Raw genomic sequence first — 18,468 nt, forward strand, 5'->3', positions numbered from 1 at the left:
ATGGATGGTCAGACGGGTTCTTAGGTGCGGTCCTCGTCAACCAGCCGTGCCACATGCAGCGTCAGATAAGTGACCTCGTCGTCAGTCAGCGGTTCGCCGAGCCTGAGTTCAAGTACCGCCTGGAGCTTGAGGGCTGTGGCGTGGGCGTCAGGGTAGGAGTCCTTGATGGCGGTGCGTAGCTTGCCGGCTCCTTCGTCGAGCTGCTTGCCGCTGCCGGCGCGGACAAAGAAGTAACGCAGGTGGGTGATGAACCGGGCCGCATTAACGGTATCGCGGTCAAAAGGGCGGCCGGAAGCCTGCTCCAGCACTTCGAAAAGCTGGGTGAAGACGCCCGTCATCTGGTAGGTGAACGAGAGGTCGCCGGTCGCGAAACCGGCATTGACCAGGTGCAGCGCGATCGCAACTGCCTCGTCGTCGGCAAGAGGCGCTTCGAGGGCTGCGTTGACATGGTCCAGAATGCGCCGGGCAGCCCTCAGCTCCGCAGGGTAGAGGTGTGACACTTCTGCGCGCAGCGGATAATCGAACTCAATGCCTTGGCGGAGGCGCTTGATGGCAAAGCTGAGGTGGTCCGCCAATGCGACCGAGAGCACCGAGCTGTGGGGAATGGACAGCTCGGCACGACCGGCTTCAAGCGCCTGCTCAGCCAGCAGGAGATGCTCGGGCGGGATGGCGGCCACCATGGCTCCCAGGGTGTCGGGGTCGCGGCCGTCCTCCGGAACAAACGTGCGCAGCACCTTCGCCGGGTCGATCTTCTGGCCTGGTTTGGCCTGGAAGCCCAGCCCCCGGCCGGTGAGGATCACCTCGCGGCCCGCGCCCTCCCGGGCAAGGACCACGTTGTTGTTGAAGACGCGCAGGACTTCCACGTCGTTGTTTCTCCTGCCTTGTTGGTGGCGGGCGGAGGCCGCTGAAGACCTCCGCCCCGGAACGGTCAGCGCAGGGCTGCGCCGTTGCTCGAAATCACTTCCTGGTACCAGCCGAAGGACTTCTTCCGGTACCGGTTGAGCGTACCGGAACCGTCATCGTTGCGGTCCACATAGATGAAGCCGTACCGCTTGCTCAGCTGCGCCGTGGAAGCGCTGACGACGTCGATGCAGCCCCACGCGGTGTAGCCCAGGACTTCGGCACCGTCGGCAATCGCCTCGCGCACCTGCACGAGGTGGTCGTTGAGGTAGTCGATCCTGTAGTCGTCAACCACGGTCAGGCCGTCCTCGGTGTCCACGAGGACGTCCTTGGCGCCGATGCCGTTTTCCACCACGAACAGCGGCTTCTGCCACCGTTCCCAGTAATCGTTGATCACCACACGGAGGCCCTGCGGATCAATCTGCCAGCCCCACTCTGATGCTTCGAGGGTGGGGTTAGGCACTCCGCCCATGATGTTCCCGGGACCTTTCTCCACATCCGGGTCCGCCGATTCGCAGATGCTCATGTAGTAGCTGAAAGAGACGAAGTCCACGGTGTTCTTCAGGTCCTCACGGTCCTGGTCCGTGATCTCCAGGTCAATGCCGTTATCGCGGAAATAGCGTTGGAGATAGCCCGGGTAGGCTCCGCGGCAGTGGATGTCGCCAAAGGCGTAGCTGGCATGGGCGGTGTCCATGGTCCGGACCACGTCATCCGGTGATGGCGTGAGCGGGTAGACCGGAAGGGCCAGGATCATGCAGCCTACCTTGGCGGCCGGCATGATCTCCCGCGCCAGGCGCGTCGCCCGTGCCGAGGCCACGAGTTCGTGGTGGATGGCTTGGTAGAGGTCCGAATCGGTCAGTTCGGCGCGCGGTGTGGGGATGCCGCCGGACATGAACGGTTCGTGCAGGACCGAGTTGATCTCGTTGAATGTCAGCCAGTATTTGACCCGGCTTCCGAAGCGCTCGAACAGCACTCGGCAGTAGCGCTCGTAGAACCCGATCAACCGCCGGTTGGTCCAGCCGCCGTAGCTCCGGGCCAGGTTCAGCGGGGTTTCGTAGTGGCTGATGGTCACCATCGGCTCGATGCCGTGCTTCTCCAGCTCGTCCAGCACCCGGCCGTAGAAGGCCAGGCCTTCCTCGTTGGGCTGTTCGTCGTCGCCGTTGGGGAAGATCCGGCTCCAGGCGATGGAGAACCTGTAGACCTTGAAGCCCATCTCGGCGAAAAGCGCGATGTCCTCCGCGTAGCGGTTGTAGAAGTCGATGGCCGTTTGCTTGAGGTTCTCCGGCGTGGGGCCCTCCGTGGGCCGCTCGGTGATTCCCCGGGGCATCACATCCTGGATGGACAAGCCCTTGCCGCCGTCGGCGTAGGCGCCCTCCATCTGGTTGGCGGCGGTGGCACCGCCCCAGAGGAAGCCCTGGGGGAACGGTCCGGTGGCCGGTTTGGTAGCTGCTTGAGTCATGCTGCGCTGTCCTATCGTTGCGGGTCAGGTTCTAGAGTTCGACGTCGAGCGCCGCGGCGCCGCGCGTCAGGCGCGTTCCGCCCAACGGCACGACGGCGGTCAGCTCGCGGGTGTTGGTGACCACCATGAGCGTTGTGGAGTCGTAGCCGGCCGCCAGAATGCGGGCACGGTCAATGGTGGCCAGGAGCTCGCCGGCCTCGACGCGCTGTCCGCGGGTTACGGCGGCTTCGAAGCCCTCGCCCTTCATCTGGACGGTGTCGATGCCGATGTGCACCAGTACTTCCACGCCGTCGTCGGTCTTGATGCCGTAGGCGTGCCCGGTTTTCATGACGGCCTTGACTGTGCCCGAGACGGGGGAGTAGACGCTGTCCTCTTCGGGAACAATGCCGATCCCGGAACCCATCGCACCGGAGGCGAAAACCTTGTCAGGCACGTCGGCCAGGGCGATGACTGAGCCAGTGACCGGGGCGAGGACGGTAACGCTGCCGGCGGGCTGCCCCGTCGCAGAACCGGGTGCCGCAGCGGCGGCTGTGGCCGCCGTCGGGCGCTCATCCTTGGCGGCAGCGGAGCCCGCATCTGCATCCGTGGTGGCACCGGCGTCGTCCTTGGCTGCGTCAACTGTCTCGCGGGGGCCGAACACAAAAGTCAGGATGAAGGCGATCAGGATGGCCACGCCCGTGCCGATGAGCAGCAGGACGAAGTTTCCTACCGAGGCGAAGGCCGGGAGGGCAAGGACGGAAGGGAAGACGAAGGCGCTGGCCGCGCTGGCGCCCATGGAGGCAATCGCGCCACCTACCGCTCCGCCGGCAATGCCGAAGTAGAACGGCTTCTTCAGCGGCAGGTTCACGCCGTAGATGCCCGGCTCGGTGACGCCGGCGAGGAACCCGGAGATCGCGGCGGGGGCGGCTACTCCGCGCCGGGCGGCGCTGCGGGTGCGCAGGGCGACGGCGGTCATGGCGGCGGCCTGGGCCAGGACGGCCGGAACCAGGGGCGCCATGAGGAGCGAGTAGCCGATGGTTGCGAGGTCGTTGGTCATGATGGGCACAAAGCCCCAGTGCAGGCCGAAGAGGACGAAGACCTGCCAGAACGCTCCCATCAGCGCGCCGGCCAGCCACGGGGCGAAGCCGAAGATTGCGGTGATGCCGGCGGAGACGCCCTGTGAGAGCAGCGTCGTGGCGGGGCCGACCGTCAGGAGTGTCAGCGGAACCATGATGGCAATGGTGAGCAGCGGGGTGAGGAAGTTCCGTATGGCGGAGGGGAGGAACTTGAGCAGGAAGCGCTCCAGGTAGCCCTGCAGCCAGACCGCCACAATGATCGGGATCACGGAGCTGGTGTAGTTCATCATCACTAGCGGGATGCCGGCGAAGTCCACAGGCTGTCCGGCGGTGCCGAGGGCAACGATGCTTGGGTACACCAGGGCACCGGCTATTGCCATGGATGTGAACTGGTTGACTTTGAACCGCCGTGCCGCCGTGACCGCCAGGAACAGCGGCAGGAAGTAGAACAGGGCGTCCGCGGCGGCAGAGAGGATCACGTAAGTGTTGTTCGTGGGCGAAACCCAGCCGAACGTGCCTGCCATGCTGAGGAATGCTTTGAGCAGGCCAGAACCCGCCAGTGGCCACAGAATGGGCGAGAAGATGGCCGAGACCATCTCGATGAAGCGGTTGAACAGGTTGCCCTGCGCGGGGGCCTCCTCGGCGCTGTCCTCGTTGCCGAAGCGGCTGATCTTTCCAAGTCCGGCGAAGACCAGCGGAACATCGTTGCCGATAACCACTTGGTATTGCCCACCGGCCTGCATGACCGCGATGACGCCCGGCAGCTTCTCGACGGCGGCCGTGTCAGCCTTCGACTCGTCCCGCAGCCGCAGCCTCAGCCGTGTCGCGCAGTGGGTGGCACCCACCAGGTTCTTCTCGCCTCCGACACCCTCGAGGATGTCTGCGGCCAATGTCGTGTAATTCACCGAAACCATGGCAGTCCTTTCTGTCATTGCGTCTTTTCGGGCACAAAAAAAGACCCAAGCCGCACGTTTCCGTACGTCTCAGGTCTTGCCTCGTGTCCGAGTAACAATCCTTCAGGCTGCATCGCCTGCTCGAAGAATCATACCCATGATTCAGGTCACAGGCAAAATCATGCGCGGCTCAGAAGAGGCCGAGCCTGGCGAAGGCGTCCACCAGTCCTTCACGGTGCGGCGGCGCGGCCGTGTGGTCCGCCAGGGCGAGGAGTTCCGGGGAGGATCCCTCAATGGCGATGCCCACCCCTGCGAACGCGATCATCTCCAGGTCGTTCTGGCCGTCGCCGACGGCGATGGTGTTTTCCCGGCTGATGCCGAGATGGGCGATGGCGGCAGCGACGCCGTCGGCCTTGCTGATGCCGCGCTGGTACAGCTCGCCGGCGTGGCGCCCGTCGTCGGCGATGGAATTGGCGACGACGGCGATGTCCGCGCCGATCTCCAGGGCAATCTGCTCCATCGGGACGGGGGCCTCGAAGACAGAGATTTTCGCAAATGCGGTGTCCGCGCGGTTTGCTGTCAGCTGTACGGAGCCCAGGATGGCTGACGAGCCGCTGGCCCGGCCGTCCGGGGCGCGCCGGAAATGCTCTTCGATGATCAGCCGGAGCCTTTCCTCCCTTTCGGGGGCCACGTGGAGCGAGTCCTGCGCTTCCAGGATGTAGACAGCGCCGTGGGCATCGAGGGCGGCCACTGTCCTGGCCGCGAGGTCGGCCGGGAACCGGCGGTCCAGCAGGACTTCCCCGTCAACCTCCGCGTAGGCGCCGGCGCTGGCCACCAGTCCGTCAAAGCCGGCGGCAAGGATGCTTTCCGGCAGCATGGACACCGGACGTCCGGTGCACAGCAGGACCTTGTGCCCCGCCGCCCGTGCTGAGCGGACCGCCTGCACGTGGCCTTCGGGAACGATGCCATAGTCCGCATAGGTGCCGTCCACATCGAGGAAGACCGCATGAATGGTTGCTGTGGGGGTGCTTGGCATCGAACTCATGATCTGGAATTCTACAGGCGCAGGACCGCTCGGCTGGAGCCGGGACTGCTGTGTAAATACACGATCGTCCATATAGTCGCGCTTTTCTGCCATGGGACCGGGCCGCTTCTGTTCCTAGACTTGCATCCGTGATGATCGCCGACGAGCCCCAGAGCCGAATCAACCTGCCCGACGCTCCTCCGGACCAGCAGGCCATCCTGGCCCAAGGCGGAGTTGCCTGCTGGAGCGAGCCCGTCTCCATAGACACCTACGCCCCGGGGGAGCCGGACCGGTATCCGCTGTTCCTGGACCGGCGTGTTTATCAAGGTTCCAGCGGCAAGGTGTACCCGATGCCGTTTATTGACAGCATTGCCGCCGTGAAGGAGCCGCGCCTCTGGCAGGCGATCCACCTGGAGAACGAATATGTCCGGCTGATGCTGCTCCCGGAAATCGGTGGCCGGATCCACATCGGGTTTGATAAAACGGCGGGCTACGACTTCTTCTACCGCAACAACGTGATCAAGCCGGGCCTGGTGGGGCTGGCCGGGCCATGGATTTCCGGCGGTGTCGAATTCAACTGGCCGCAGCACCACCGTCCCGCCACCTTCCTGCCGGTGGAAACCTCGGTAGAGCGTGGCGATGCCGGCCAGGTCACCGTGTGGCACAGCGATATGGATCCGTTGCAGCGGATGCGGGGCACCCACGGCGTCCGGCTCCGGGCCGGCAGTTCGCTGGTGGAGGTCGAGGCCCGGCTCTACAACTGCACGGACGTGCCACAGACCTTCCTGTGGTGGGCGAACGTGGCGGCCCGCGCACATGAGCAGTACCAGTCCTTCTTCCCCACGGATGTGCACTATGTTGCTGACCATGCCAGGCGGGCCATCACGGCGTTCCCGCAGGCTGACCGGCCCTACTACGGCGTGGACTACCCGGCGCTGGCCGCGGCGGGGAACCCGGATGCTGACCGGATTGATTTCTACGCCAACATTCCCGTCCCCACCTCCTACATGATCACCGATACGAAGGACAGCTTCTTCGGCGGCTATGACCATGACGCACAGGCCGGTTTTGTGCACTGGGCAGACCGTTCCATCTCCCCGGGCAAAAAGCAGTGGACCTGGGGTGACGGACCCGTGGGCCGCGCCTGGGACGCACACCTGACGGACGACGACGGCCCTTACGTTGAGCTGATGTCCGGCGTCTTCACGGACAACCAGCCGGACTTCAGCTACCTGGCGCCCGGTGAAACCCGTACCTTCAGCGAATACTGGTACCCGATCCGGCAACTGGGTCCGGCCCACCAGGCAAACCCGGACGCCGCCGTCGCCTTGCAGTTGGACGGGGAAGGACGCACAGCCACGGTGGGCGTGGCCACCACGGCCGATCGCGGGCAGGCAACCGTCCTGCTCAAGCTCAAGGGCACCGCCATCCGCTCGTGGACAGTCCGGATCTCGCCGGCCCACCCCTTCCACGAGGCAGTGGACCTCGGCGTCAGCTCCGAGGCAACTGACCTCACCGTGCAGGTGCTTGACGGCACCGAGGAACTGATTTCGTGGACACCGCGCAAACCAGTGGAAAGCGGCAAGGCGCAGGAGCCCTGGGCGGCCACGGAGCCGGACCTTCCGGCGGCCATCGGCAGCCAGGACGAGCTGTACGTCACGGGAACCCACCTGACGCAGAACCGGCACCCCACCCGGTCACCGCTGCCGTACTTCGCGGAAATGCTCCGCCGTGACCCGCTGGACTCACGCGCCGCCACCGCCCTCGGAGCAGCCGTGTACAAAATCGGCGACTATGACCAGGCACGTGAGCTGCTGGAAACCGCTGTGGCCCGGCTGACCCGCCGCAACCTTAATCCGCTCACCGGGGAGGCCAGCTACCGGCTCGGCCTGGTCCTTGAGCGGACCGGGCACTTGGAGGAGGCCGCGGAACGGTTCGGGAAGGCAGCCTGGGACCGTGCCTGGGCTCATGCGGCACACCTTGCACTGGCACGGCTGGCTCTGAGGTCAGGACGGGCCGCCGAGGCGCTCCGGCATGCCGAAGCTGCGGCCGTTCCGGACGCGGCGAGCCCCGAGGCCAAGCACCTGCGGGTCCTGGCACTGAGGGGCCTGGGACGCACTGACAAAAGCCGTTCATTCCTGCACAACATCCTGCTCGCGGACCCGCTCGACCCGGTGGCGTTGGCGCTGGACGGTTCGCTTCAGGCCAGTGATCCCAAAACTGCCATCGCCGTGGCGTGCTGGCTTGCCCGGGCAGGGCAGTGGCAGCTGGCCCTGGACCTCACGGAGCGGACCGTCCCCGGGGGCCACAAGGTGTTCGGCAACCCCGAGCCCCTCCGGCACTACCTCCGGGCCGGCTGGCTGGAGGAACTCCTCGAACCGGGGGCTGCGTCCGCGGAGCGGTCGGCGGCCCGGCGCGCCGACACCACCTATGCGTTCCCTTACGGGCTTGACGATTACGACGCGCTCCACCGTGCCCTCGAGGCTGACCCGCTCGACAAGGTGGCGCACGGGCTGCTGGGGTGCTGGCTGCTTGACGCCGGCCGTAAGGAAGACGCGCTGAAGCATCTGCGTACAGCCATAACCCACGGCTCCGAGGACCCTGTGGTGTGGCGGAACGCGGCCATCGCCACGGTCAACACCGGCGGTGACATGGCCACCGCCGACTCGTACTTCGAACGCGCCCTCGAACTAAGCCCGAATGACGCCCGGCTGGTCTTTGAACGTTCCGTCCTGGCGGGCGTGAGGGGGAGGCCAGTCCAGGAGCGGATCGCCGGGATCGAGCGCCACGAGCGTTCCGTCCTGAGCCGCGACGACCTTACTCTCCTCTACGCCAACCTGCTGATCGACGCCGGGCGGGCTGACGAGGCGCTGGAGATCCTGTCCACTCGCAGCTTCCAGCCCTTCGAGGGCGGCGAGGGAATGGCACTGGCAGCCTATGACCGGGCGGCGGTCCACTGTGCACGCACGCTGATGGAGCAGGACCCGACGGCGGCCATCACCCTGCTGCGTGAGGGGATCGATGCTCCCGGGAACCTGGGCGAGGGCCGGCACCCGGCGGACAGCATGGCTGAGCGGCTTGTCGCGCTGGGCGACGCCCTCCGCCTGACCGGGGATACCGGCTCTGCAATTGGTGCCTGGGACCAGGCTTGCCCGACCGGGAATGCCCTGGCAGTCCACGCCGCACCCGCTGGCCCGTCAGACTTCTGGCGGGGCATGGCCCATGTGAGGCTCGGAAGGCACTCAGAAGCCGAAGGCGTGTGGCGAAGCCTGGAAACCCGCGCCGTTGAGCTGGAATCAGCACCGGCAACGCCGGACTATTTTGCGACGTCCCTGCCTGAACTGCTGCTCTTTGAGACATATACCGCTGCGGCCCGGACGGCAACGGCGCGGTCACTCCGCGAACTGGCCGCCCAAGGCCGCCTGGAGCAGCAACGAGGGCGCCAGGAAGCCGACCACCAGAAGGAAGAGGCAACCCTGTGACCGAATCACCGAGGTATCTCGGATCAGGGACCACCGAAGTAGACACAACCTCCCTAACCGGGGCGCCGCCGTCGCACCTTCCCTCCCGGCTGACCATCACCCTCTGGGACTTCTCCTGGTACACCCGGGCCGAGGACGGCGGGCCCTACGCCGATCTTGACGCGGCCTGCGCGAAGGCCGCTGACCTGGGCTACAACACCATCCGGATCTGCGCTGCCCCGTTGCTCCTCTTCGGCAACCTCGGCCTCGATGACCTGGCCGCGGACCTCGATATTGAAGGGCTTGGGAAAGCCCCCGACGGCGGCATCTACGGCAGGGGGACGCGCTGGTATGACGCGCCCGGCGGCTACCGGCTGAACCTGCAGGCGAGGCTCCTGGAACTCTTCGACGCCGCTGCCCGGCACGGGCTGGTCATCATCCTTGCCAGCTGGGAATACCAGCAGTCCACCGTGTTCGCCGGCTCGCCGCGTTGGTTCGATGCCATCGATGCGGTGCCGCTGGACCGCAGGTACCGCCTCCTCGCGGACGCCTGGGACCGCCTCATAGTGGCACTCACGGCGGCGGGCCACCGGAAGCGCATCGCAATGGTGGAGCTGCACAACGAGGTGGACTTCTCCATCCTGCCCGCGCTGTCAGCCGGCGGCACGGGGCAGCTGCGCCGCCTGCGGGAGCTTCACCCGGACCTCCTGGTCACCGCCAGCTATGGCAAACCGCCGCACCTGGCCATGCACACCGTGCCGGACTGCCCGGGGGCAGCGCAGTTCCACGTCTACAGCTACGGCGTCCTGGACGCACTGCAGCAGCAGATTGACATCCGCTCCGAGGGGACCTCAGATTTCCCCAACCCGGCACTGCACGCCCTGCTCCGGCCCGACGCTCCGTCGGTGGAAGAATACGGACGCCTTGCCAGCTGGAAATACCGGGCAACCGTAGTCACCGACCAGATGTTCTACGGCTACGACTGGATTGACCCGGACGCCTGGGACACCTGGCTCTGCAACGAATACGGCCCTTACCGGGAGGTCATGCGGCGGGAGATCGATTCCCGTGTGATCGCCATCGCCGAGTGGGCCCGCTGGAAGGAAATTCCGGCTGTCGTGGGGGAAGGCTGGATCGGTTACACCCCGCTCCACGGCACCTTCGAGGAAGGCCCCATCGGCCGCGACCTTGCCGAACGGGGCATCCGGACCGCACTAAACCAAGGCATCTGGGGGATGGTCCTGTGTTCCAATGCCGCGCCGCATCACCCCCTGTGGGCCAACGAAGCCTGGCAGCGCCGCCTCAACCACTTCATCCTCGCTTCCCCCACCAACTGAGAGACTTGCAACATGCGCCTGGAACCAACCACCCTCGAGATGCTCTCCGCCACCCACCGGCCACACGAGACGGCACTGCAGTCCCCGCCCATGAGCAACACAGTGGATCAGCACGGCAGGTGGCGGCTGACCAACCACTACATCGAGTGCGGCGGAGTGCCCTCGGTCCCCGTATCCGGCGAGATACACTTCAGCAGGCTGCCCCGGTCCCGCTGGGAGGAACGGCTGCGGCTGATGAAGGCCGGCGGCATCACCGTGGTGGCCTGCTACGTCTTCTGGATCCACCATGAACGGACCGAGGGGGATGTCCGTTTCGATGGCAACCTGGACGTGGCCGCCTTTGTCCGTCTCTGCGCCTCCATCGGCCTGGACGTCGTGCTTCGCATCGGGCCCTGGGCCCATGGCGAGGTCCGCAACGGTGGTTTCCCGGACTGGGTACAGGCTGCCGCCGTCGGACACCGGACCAACGATCCCGCCTACCTTGCCCTGGTGGAGCGCTGGTTCCACCGCATTGGTTCCGAGCTGCAGGGCCTCACCGGCCCGGGCAGCAACGTGGTTGGCATCCAGCTGGAGAACGAACTCTACGACCAGCCCGGGCACATCACTGAGCTCAAGAAGATTGCCCGGGCTGCTGGACTGAGTGCTCCCCTCTGGACGGCAACGGCCTGGGGCGGGGCGGACATCCCTGAGGACGAGGTCCTGCCCGTCTTCGGCGGCTACGGCGATGGATTCTGGGTGGACGCCGCGGCCCCCTGGGACCCGACCTTCCGGCAGCATTACTTCTTCAGCCACCAGTGGGATGACCCCGGCATCGGCGCTGACCTGCGGGAACAGCTGTCCGGGATCGATGCAGCACCGCCGCGTTCCCCTTCGGTGCTCTACCCGCCGGCCACCTGCGAGCTGACCGGAGGCATGGCCACTGCCTACCAGCGGCGGCCCTGGCCGGAAGGCAAGGATGTTGCCGCCGTGGCCCACAACAAGATCGGCAGCGGCTCGGGCTGGCAGGGCTACTACATGTTCGCGGGCGGGACGAATCCGCCGGGCGGACTGCAGGAATCCCAGGCGACGGGTTACCCGAACGATCTTCCCGTCATGGACTACGACTTCCATGCCCCCATCGGCGCCGCCGGCAGGCTTGCACCTGGCTTCGCCCAGCTGCGCAAGCAACACGCCTTCCTCGCAGCCTTCGGTGACCGCCTGGCGCCCATGCCGTCAACGCTGCCTGACCGGCTCCCCGCCGGAGTGGACGATTCCGAGACCCTTCGCTGGGCGCTGCGCAGCGATGGCCTATCCGGCTTCGTGTTCACCACCTGGCACCAGCCCCACATGCTGCTGCCTGACTATCCCGCCGCGCAGTTCACGCTCGCGCTGGCAGAGGAGACGGTCAGCTTCCCGCACACGCCGCTGGCCATCCCCGCCGGAACCATCGCCCGCTGGCCCATCAATCTGGAGGTAGCCGGTGTGTGCTTGCGCTGGGCCACGGCTTCGCCCCTGACCGTGCTGGGTCCGGAATCATCGCAAACCCTGGTCCTCGCCGCTGAAGAAGGCATCGAGGTCCAACTCTCCCTGCCAGAGGGAACCAGCCTTGAAGGCGCCGCCACTCCACTCGGCGGAAGCGCTTATTCCGTGGACGCGCGGCAGCCGGTCACACTGACGGCTACGTCAGATGGTCACTCACTGAAGATCCTCGTCCTGCCTTCCCACCTCGCGGATCAGGCATGGGTCCTGGAGACGGCCGACGGCCGGGAACTGGTGGTCTCCCCGGATCCGGTGTGGTCAGCTGCCGACGGCGGCCTGGCCGGCAGGTCAGAGGGGTCGCCGGAGGTCACGCGATACTCCGCCGGGACCGGGCGTTTCGAACAAGTGCTGGCAGTTGGGGTTGACCCGGGCCAGCCGCGGCTCCTGGTGGCTGCAGAGCTGCTCCGTGCCGCCCTGCCGGTGCCCGCCTCCTTCGGCTCACTGGCGGGCCGGGCGGCCGCACCGTCCGAGGACGTGATGGACGAGCTGGCGGCGGTTTACCGGCTGGACCTGGCCGCGGCATCCGCATCCGCATCTGAAGGAGGGCGAACGGAACTGGAGATAGCCTGGGACGGCGATGTTGCGCGGCTGTTCGTTGACGGCACCCTGGTGGCAGACAGGTTCTGGGACGGCTCACCGTGGGTTATTGAAACGCACGACGCCGGGATCGGCGCCGGCGCTGAGGTCCTGCTGCAGATCCTCCCGCTGTCCAAGGCTGCCGAAGTGGGGCTGCCGGTGGCGGCCCAGGAGCGGAGAGACAGCGCGGCGGGCGACCTCGCGTCCCTGGAGGCAGTGGAACTGATCCGGTGGACCACCTGGACCGAAGAGCGCACCAGACAGGGCGGGCCGCCCGTGGCGTAGCATGGACATTCCGTCATGGAGGGAGTGCCGCATGGAGCTGGCAACAGGGTTCCAGAACCAGCGCCTGGTGGTGGTGCCGAGGCCTCTGGTCGGGGATGCCCTGGCCCGTCCAGTCACGCGCCGCCTGGTGGTCACCGACGCCGGGGTCTTTCCCGTGGCGAAGGCGCACGGGCGGCGCCGCCCCCACGGCGCCAGGGAGACCATCATCATTCTCTGCGTTGCGGGGACAGGCTGGATTGAAGCGGGAGGTTCCCGGTTCGACGTCGGCAAGTCCACGGCCGTCGTACTCCCGGGGGACACGGGGACGGCGCATGCCTATGGCGCCTCACCCGATGACCCATGGACGATCTGGTGGTGCCACGTTCTGGGCTCCGATGTCCCGGAACTCGTTGGGGAGGCCGGGGTACGCCCGGACCGTCCTGTCATTCCACTCGTTGCGGTGGACCGGCTGACGGCCATGTTGGATGAGATCATCACCGCACTGGAGCAGGACCAGTCGCCGGCCCGCCTGGTGGCCACGGCCGGAATGGCGTGGAAGCTGCTGACCACCCTGGCCGTGGACCGCCGCCTGCCCGAGCACGGAACGCCCCTGCAGCAGGCCATGAAGTTCCTCGAGGACCGGGCGGATGGGGCCATCCGGCTGCCCGAGTTGGCCAAGGTGGTGGGCGTCTCGTCGTCGCAACTAAGCAAGCTGTTCCGGGAGGCCACCGGCGGGGGAGTGCTGGCCCACCACACTGCCCTGAAGATGGCGCGGGCCAGGCTGCTGCTGGATACAACCGAGCTCCCCATCGCAGAGGTGGGACGGGAGATCGGACTCGCCGACCAGTTCTATTTTTCCCGCCAGTTCCGCCGGCTGCATGGCGTCAGCCCCAGCGCCTACCGGGCGGAACGCAAGGGCTGAGGGGTGTCACTGGACCCTGAACACGGAATTATCTGCGCTGGCCAGGAGGCGCGATCGGAGCGTAGGAACGCCTGGGCCGGCAAGCTGGTCAAGGTAAGTTTCGCGGCCAGCCATGCCCATCACCAGAGCGAGGGTCGATCCAGTGACCAGAGGGCCGGTGCCCGCAGCGAGCCGCCCGTCGTTTGCGCGCAGCGTCAGACCGGCCGCGTGGGTACGGCTGGCAACGGTGAAGTCACGCCGGGCGAAGAATTCGGCCACGGGCGTCAGCGCCTCGATGCTCGGTGTGCGGGGAAGTCCCAGGGGCTGGCGGATGTCTTGGGCGTGCACGACGACCTCGCCAAGGTAAGCCGGGGTGTGTCCTGAGGGTGCAGTGGTACTCACGATGACGGAGCGGAAACGGTCGAGTGTTTCTTCGGGGGTCTTGCCGAGGTGCTCGGCCATCCGGCGCTCGTTGTGCACGTCGGGACGGAAACGCGCGCCGAGCATGCTGCGCAGCCACTGCCACTGGTTCAGGCTGGCCGCGGCGGTAAGGTGCGCGATGACCTGCTCGACGTTCCAATGCCCGCACAGAGTACGGTGCTGCCATTGCTCTGCGCGGAGGCTTGACAGGTCCTCCGCCAGGGCGGTGCGTTCGGCGTGTGCCAGCGCCCATAGGTGGTCGTTCTGCGATCTCGCCATAGCGCTCCGGTCACTTCTCATCGTTGACGCGATTGATGTGTAACCGACGTGGCTGCGGCGGCGAGGCGGGATGCTCCGCAGCCTTTGAGGCGCTCCGGGTCCACCCGGCGCCCGGAAACCGCGAGCAGCAGATCAAGCGGTTCCGCCTCGACGTCGTCTCCGTGGCCCCGGGCCGCCCCGGTCTTCCGGTCGATCAGCCGAAGTCCTGCGGCACGCTCGCGTCCTCCGCCAAAGGAGACGCGCGTGCGCAGCTGGTAGTTCAGGGCCTGAATGACCGCAGGTTCCGGGTAACTTCCGGCGATGCCCAAGGGCCGCCGAATGTCTTCGCCGTGCACTATGGCCTCCACCAGGCGTGTTGCGAGGCTCGCCGGCGGCGTCCGTGTCAGGCCGGCAGCTTCCCTCAACGCGTGGATCGTGTCCTGCGGGTCCTGCCGCTTCTCCCGGGCGATGCCGTTCTCGTTCGAGCGATCGAAGTCCATGCGGGCCGTCAGCAGGTCACGGACGAAGGAGAGCCTGCCGGTTCGCGCAGTGTCCACCAGATGCGCCAGAACATCGTGGACATCCCATCCCGGGCAGAGGGAGGGTACGCGCCATTGTTCGTCGCGGAGTTCGGCGATATCCGCGGCGAGCCGCCACCTCTCAGAGTGGACGGTCTGCCAAATTGCTGCTGCCTTGCGGATGCCGGTTCCTTCCCCACGGGGACTCGGTATGTAGCACTACGGATGCTTGAAGTAGAGACTACTTTATTCGCGGTAGCCCGTGTCGATGGCCATCCAGCGAGGCCAGATTGGAAGCGGACCCGCCGTTCTGACTGAGCCCCTTCATGAGCTGGAGGCCGGCGCTCATCGATGTCCTACCTGGAAGGCTAGGGGGGGAGTAGTGACGGGGCTGCCGCATGGGTTGAACGGGTCCTCCTTCGTCCATTTCAGGTCGTGCTCCTGCTCGGCCAGCACTGTGCCGTCTGAGGCGAGGGCCCTGAGGGTGACGCGGTCAGGGGTACCGTTGCGGGCCCTTGCGGGATGGAATGCCCACTTGCCCGCGGAGGGCTTGAAACTGAGGAACGGTGCGTCCGGATAGGTTGGCGCCGGAGGGTCCGGCCCTGGCTTCGGGGAAAAGCCACCACCGGGCAGCGCAACCCAGCCGTCGGGAGTGGCCATCGGTCGGGCTGGCGCCGCCGGGGGTTCCGGCTCGGAGCATCCCTCGTCCGTGCACAACTGGACCTCGTGGACAGCCTCCGTGTCACCCTGAACGGCGACCTGGATGGTGCTGACGTAGCCAATCGCCGGACAGGCGGTGCTGCAGCCGGCAGCCGGCAGCGTCACTGCCACCAGTGCGGCCATTCCCAGGATCCCCCAACCCGTGTTCATGGCACGAGTCTAGGTTGTAAAGGAACCGCGGGAGCAGTCGACGGACAGAATCTGCGCGCCGCTGGACACCAAGGGCTGCTATTCGGGATTGATCAAAGTCCTTGCCGGTCGCCTCTCGGGAGGGATGGGCTAACGGACTCGAGCCATCATTTTTGATGGCTCGGTCAGCCTTGAGAAGCCGTATTGGGCGTAAAGTCCGTGAGCATCGCCCGTTGACAACAAAATTCGTTTCAGCTCTAACGGTTCCAGGTCCGCCATCACACCAGCGGCCAGCATCTTGCCGATGCCTTGACCGCGGACTTCGGTTTCGACGAACACGTCGCAGAGCCAAGCGAACGTAATACCGTCAGTCACGACGCGACCGTAAGCCACCTGCTCTCCAGAGCCGATGCGGTACACCCCGTAGTTCCGTGATGCGTCGATAGCGGCATCCTGCTTCTCACGAGCCCGGCCCTGCGCCCAATAGGACTGCTCGCTGAGCCACTGATGCACGCGGGCACGATCGACTCTTTCCGTTTCGGAGGAGAAGAAATAGCGCTCAGTCATGACAACACCCTAGGGGTATGGGGCAGGTCATCTCGAAACAGCGCATCCCACCTCACGACACGTTCAGGGTTCGGCCACGGGGCACCAGGGTGCAGTGATCGATCGGCTTGCAGCCCATCATTGCGGTCTGTCAGTTCGCCTATTAGCCGACTCCTTGCGCTCTCATGAGTGGCAGGCATCATCATCGAGCGCAGTGCTATCTAAAGCGCCGGTAGGACGACAATCGTATTCCCGTATTCGAGAGTTACCTCGCGCGTGACGTCGACCTCCTGGGGGGTCCTGATCACATACGTACGCGGAACCAAGTCTGCTGTGCAGTTCGGACCACCGCGAGTGTCGATACCAAGCCTCAGGTGATGGGGATCGACGACCTCGACAGAAGAGGGAAAAGCAGGACAACTTGAGCTTCCGCCCAGGACGACAGCGAACTTCGCGCCGGCATCGAGCCAGCCTGCCTCAGGGAAAGGAAATAGTGGACTCTGGGAAGAGCTTGGCTTTGCAGTGATTGCTTCTGCAGGAAGCCCGCCCTGACGTTCGGATTCAACGACCGAAGTGGGCTCGACCGAGCATCCGGTCAACATCGCGAACATCCCTACAACCAACAGCCGAGTAATCTTCCCCATGGCACGAGACTACGCGCTGACCGTCAGGAAAATGATCAGAGCCTGGCAGCCTGACCTGCACGAACAGTATGTTGGGGCGCCAGGCCGCCGGCCGCTATGCTGCGGGTATGGGGCATTGGGGAAAAGATGGGCAGCGCTCGGCTACATGGATGGGAGTGGCCGGATTGCTGCTCGTAGCGGGCTACTCAGTTGCCGGTACGCTGCAGGTTCTTTTGTGGAATCCTCTGGCCGCTGTCCCAGGCGCCACGCTGGCTGAAATCCATAAAGTGATGGACGGGGCGAATGAAACACTTGGCGCGCCGCCGGTTCTTATATGGGCAGCCATTGGAATTCTCTTGGCGGCAGTAGTTCTGATTGCAGCAATGAGGCGTTCCATCTCAGGAGGAACCGCTGCAGCCCTCGACCTGTTGCTTCTGGTGCTGGCGGCACCATCACATTGGATGGCCTCTTTTCCAGCCGGCATGGGACTCGCCGATGCCTTCGCAATATCGGGCGGGGATTACGCGCCCTGGGGCAAGGTTCTCTATACGGTCAGCGCCCTGTCGTTGGTGGGGCTGCTCGCGGGCGTCGTCCGACGGGAACGCACCCAACGCGCGCAATCCACGTGACGGTCCCCATCACGTCCCCTCACAGAGCACCTCGGCTGCGGGCGAGAATTGCCCCGTGAGATCGCTGCCCGGTGGTTGTCCGTGCGTGAGTCTCGACGACGTCGAAGCCCGCGGCTACCAGCTCGTCGCAGAGATCACTCGCCGGCCACTGGTATGCCGGGACGACCGCATGATCGAACTTCTCGACGACGTGGCCATCGAAGAAGCCGATCAGCAGGGCGCCTCCAGGGCTGAGTACGCGGCTGAATTCCAGGAGAGGTGTGCGGATTGTGTCTGGCTCATGGTGGATCAGAGAGTACCAAGCGAGCACTCCACCAACTGTCCCGGTCCGGACATCAAGGGCGTCGAGGCTGCCTGTCCGGAACGGAATGCCGGGATAGGCACCGCGGGCCTGCTCGATGAACTCGGGAACCAGGTCCACTCCGAGTGCAGGAATCCCAACTTCATGGAGAAAATTTGTCCACTGGCCCGGACCGCAACCGGCGTCCAGTACCGCACCTTCGATACCGTCCGCCCAAGTCGCCACGAGTTGACGATCCGAGGGGTGCACAGCACCCATTGAACCAAAGCGTTCCACGTATTCCGCCGCTCTGCTCGAATACGCATCTCTAACACCGTTGACCATGCATTCGAGTCTAGGAACGCAACGGACAGATGCATGCCAGGGGCCGGTCACACACGCTGTTATTCAGCAGGCGGGTGTTCGGCCACGCAGAAGAGGTTCCCCTCCCGATCAGCAAGGGTGGTCCACTGCACGTGTGGGACTTCGTCCAGGACGTCCCACCGGTGGGTGGCGCCGAGCCTGACGAGACGTTCGACCTCCGTCTGTCGGGCCCCCCACGGGACGGTCAGGTCCAGGTGGGCTGCCTGGTGTTCGGGGCGAGGGCCGGTCATAGGCTGGAAAAACATTGCGAACCCTCCGGGGCCAGCGGGTGGCAGGTAGACGCTATCACCACTGGGTGACGGCGTGGCGCCGGTGACCGATGCCCAAAATTCGGCAAGCGCGGTGGGATCCTGGGCTTCCATGTTGATTGCACCCAGGGTGATCTGATGAGTCGTCATGGTTGCAAAGCTAGCAGGACTCCAAGAGGAGGTAAGCGCCCGTAAGGCCGGCGCCGATTCTGAAGATGGCGTTCGCGGTGCCGTGCAACTCATCGGCCGCGGGCCCGCTGACGCACCGAAACAGAGGCAACATTGCCGCAATCTTGACCCAACCTGACACGTATCGGCACCGATG

16 protein-coding genes are annotated in these 18,468 nt (G+C 65.5%); 5 read left to right on the plus strand and 11 right to left on the minus strand.

Features of this window, described 5'->3' with window-relative positions:
* Nucleotides 1-20: 20 nt before the first annotated feature.
* The 4 genes from ACP7AX_RS11020 to ACP7AX_RS11035 form a co-directional block, all read right to left on the minus strand.
* Nucleotides 21-863, minus strand: a complete 843-nt coding sequence (locus tag ACP7AX_RS11020; protein WP_426226493.1) for a PRD domain-containing protein — start codon at nt 861-863, stop codon at nt 21-23.
* Between the two features lie 65 nt (nt 864-928).
* The gene (locus ACP7AX_RS11025; protein ID WP_426226494.1) at nt 929-2,359 is read right to left on the minus strand and encodes a glycoside hydrolase family 1 protein; all 1,431 of its coding nucleotides are present in this window, start codon (nt 2,357-2,359) and stop codon (nt 929-931) included.
* 31 nt (nt 2,360-2,390) lie between these two features.
* Complete coding sequence (locus ACP7AX_RS11030; protein ID WP_426226495.1) at nt 2,391-4,328, minus strand: beta-glucoside-specific PTS transporter subunit IIABC; 1,938 nt, start codon at nt 4,326-4,328, stop codon at nt 2,391-2,393.
* 169 nt (nt 4,329-4,497) lie between these two features.
* On the minus strand, nt 4,498-5,352 hold the full coding sequence (locus tag ACP7AX_RS11035) for an HAD-IIB family hydrolase (RefSeq protein ID WP_426226496.1): 855 nt from the start codon (nt 5,350-5,352) through the stop codon (nt 4,498-4,500).
* 131 nt (nt 5,353-5,483) lie between these two features.
* On the opposite strand from ACP7AX_RS11035, the gene ACP7AX_RS11040 reads away from it, so the two are divergent.
* Genes ACP7AX_RS11040 through ACP7AX_RS11055 form a run of 4 tightly spaced genes read left to right on the plus strand, consistent with a single transcriptional unit; the run spans nt 5,484 to nt 13,409 of the window.
* Entirely contained in the window at nt 5,484-8,813 is a 3,330-nt protein-coding gene (locus ACP7AX_RS11040) for a DUF5107 domain-containing protein (RefSeq protein ID WP_426226535.1), read from the plus strand.
* Nucleotides 8,810-10,129 (plus strand): cellulase-like family protein, encoded by a 1,320-nt coding sequence (locus ACP7AX_RS11045; protein WP_426226497.1) that lies wholly within the window; start codon nt 8,810-8,812, stop codon nt 10,127-10,129. The genes ACP7AX_RS11040 and ACP7AX_RS11045 overlap by 4 nt, the downstream gene beginning before the upstream one ends.
* 12 nt (nt 10,130-10,141) lie before the next feature.
* Nucleotides 10,142-12,508 (plus strand): beta-galactosidase, encoded by a 2,367-nt coding sequence (locus tag ACP7AX_RS11050; protein WP_426226498.1) that lies wholly within the window; start codon nt 10,142-10,144, stop codon nt 12,506-12,508.
* Between the two features lie 31 nt (nt 12,509-12,539).
* Entirely contained in the window at nt 12,540-13,409 is an 870-nt protein-coding gene (locus ACP7AX_RS11055) for a helix-turn-helix domain-containing protein (RefSeq protein WP_426226499.1), read from the plus strand.
* A gap of 6 nt (nt 13,410-13,415) precedes the next feature.
* Here the strand turns inward: ACP7AX_RS11055 and ACP7AX_RS11060 are convergent, their stop codons facing one another.
* The 5 genes from ACP7AX_RS11060 to ACP7AX_RS11080 form a co-directional block, all read right to left on the minus strand.
* Nucleotides 13,416-14,087: a maleylpyruvate isomerase family mycothiol-dependent enzyme gene (locus ACP7AX_RS11060; protein WP_426226500.1), complete on the minus strand. Its 672-nt coding sequence runs from the start codon at nt 14,085-14,087 to the stop codon at nt 13,416-13,418.
* A 17-nt stretch (nt 14,088-14,104) separates the two neighbouring features.
* Nucleotides 14,105-14,797, minus strand: a complete 693-nt coding sequence (locus ACP7AX_RS11065; RefSeq protein ID WP_426226536.1) for a maleylpyruvate isomerase family mycothiol-dependent enzyme — start codon at nt 14,795-14,797, stop codon at nt 14,105-14,107.
* Nucleotides 14,798-14,929: 132 nt separating this feature from the next.
* Complete coding sequence (locus tag ACP7AX_RS11070; protein ID WP_426226501.1) at nt 14,930-15,454, minus strand: hypothetical protein; 525 nt, start codon at nt 15,452-15,454, stop codon at nt 14,930-14,932.
* A 129-nt stretch (nt 15,455-15,583) separates the two neighbouring features.
* A complete protein-coding gene (locus ACP7AX_RS11075) occupies nt 15,584-16,000 on the minus strand; it encodes a GNAT family N-acetyltransferase (RefSeq protein WP_426226502.1) in 417 nt (138 codons plus the stop codon).
* Nucleotides 16,001-16,200: 200 nt separating this feature from the next.
* On the minus strand, nt 16,201-16,623 hold the full coding sequence (locus tag ACP7AX_RS11080) for a hypothetical protein (RefSeq protein ID WP_426226503.1): 423 nt from the start codon (nt 16,621-16,623) through the stop codon (nt 16,201-16,203).
* A 155-nt stretch (nt 16,624-16,778) separates the two neighbouring features.
* Between ACP7AX_RS11080 and ACP7AX_RS11085 the strand changes: the two genes are divergently transcribed.
* The gene (locus ACP7AX_RS11085; protein ID WP_426226504.1) at nt 16,779-17,231 is read left to right on the plus strand and encodes a hypothetical protein; all 453 of its coding nucleotides are present in this window, start codon (nt 16,779-16,781) and stop codon (nt 17,229-17,231) included.
* 19 nt (nt 17,232-17,250) lie between these two features.
* Here the strand turns inward: ACP7AX_RS11085 and ACP7AX_RS11090 are convergent, their stop codons facing one another.
* Complete coding sequence (locus ACP7AX_RS11090) at nt 17,251-17,856, minus strand: class I SAM-dependent methyltransferase (protein WP_426226505.1); 606 nt, start codon at nt 17,854-17,856, stop codon at nt 17,251-17,253.
* Nucleotides 17,857-17,915: 59 nt separating this feature from the next.
* Nucleotides 17,916-18,293 (minus strand): VOC family protein, encoded by a 378-nt coding sequence (locus tag ACP7AX_RS11095; RefSeq protein ID WP_131681526.1) that lies wholly within the window; start codon nt 18,291-18,293, stop codon nt 17,916-17,918.
* Between the last annotated feature and the right edge of the window lie 175 nt (nt 18,294-18,468).

This window comes from Pseudarthrobacter sp. DSP2-3-2b1, from assembly GCF_049895945.1.
Lineage (GTDB): Bacteria > Actinomycetota > Actinomycetes > Actinomycetales > Micrococcaceae > Arthrobacter.

Excerpts from the sequence above, each read along its gene's own strand:
- ACP7AX_RS11055 (WP_426226499.1), top strand. The coding sequence starts at position 12,540 with ATGGAGCTGGCAACAGGGTTCCAGAACCAGCGCCTGGTGGTGGTGCCG.
- ACP7AX_RS11040 (WP_426226535.1), top strand. The coding sequence starts at position 5,484 with ATGATCGCCGACGAGCCCCAGAGCCGAATCAACCTGCCCGACGCTCCT.
- ACP7AX_RS11080 (WP_426226503.1), bottom strand. The coding sequence starts at position 16,623 with ATGGGGAAGATTACTCGGCTGTTGGTTGTAGGGATGTTCGCGATGTTG.
- ACP7AX_RS11060 (WP_426226500.1), bottom strand. The coding sequence starts at position 14,087 with ATGGCGAGATCGCAGAACGACCACCTATGGGCGCTGGCACACGCCGAA.
- ACP7AX_RS11095 (WP_131681526.1), bottom strand. The coding sequence starts at position 18,293 with ATGACGACTCATCAGATCACCCTGGGTGCAATCAACATGGAAGCCCAG.
- ACP7AX_RS11075 (WP_426226502.1), bottom strand. The coding sequence starts at position 16,000 with ATGACTGAGCGCTATTTCTTCTCCTCCGAAACGGAAAGAGTCGATCGT.
- ACP7AX_RS11035 (WP_426226496.1), bottom strand. The coding sequence starts at position 5,352 with ATGAGTTCGATGCCAAGCACCCCCACAGCAACCATTCATGCGGTCTTC.
- ACP7AX_RS11070 (WP_426226501.1), bottom strand. The coding sequence starts at position 15,454 with ATGAACACGGGTTGGGGGATCCTGGGAATGGCCGCACTGGTGGCAGTG.
- ACP7AX_RS11025 (WP_426226494.1), bottom strand. The coding sequence starts at position 2,359 with ATGACTCAAGCAGCTACCAAACCGGCCACCGGACCGTTCCCCCAGGGC.
- ACP7AX_RS11030 (WP_426226495.1), bottom strand. The coding sequence starts at position 4,328 with ATGGTTTCGGTGAATTACACGACATTGGCCGCAGACATCCTCGAGGGT.
- ACP7AX_RS11090 (WP_426226505.1), bottom strand. The coding sequence starts at position 17,856 with ATGGTCAACGGTGTTAGAGATGCGTATTCGAGCAGAGCGGCGGAATAC.
- ACP7AX_RS11050 (WP_426226498.1), top strand. The coding sequence starts at position 10,142 with ATGCGCCTGGAACCAACCACCCTCGAGATGCTCTCCGCCACCCACCGG.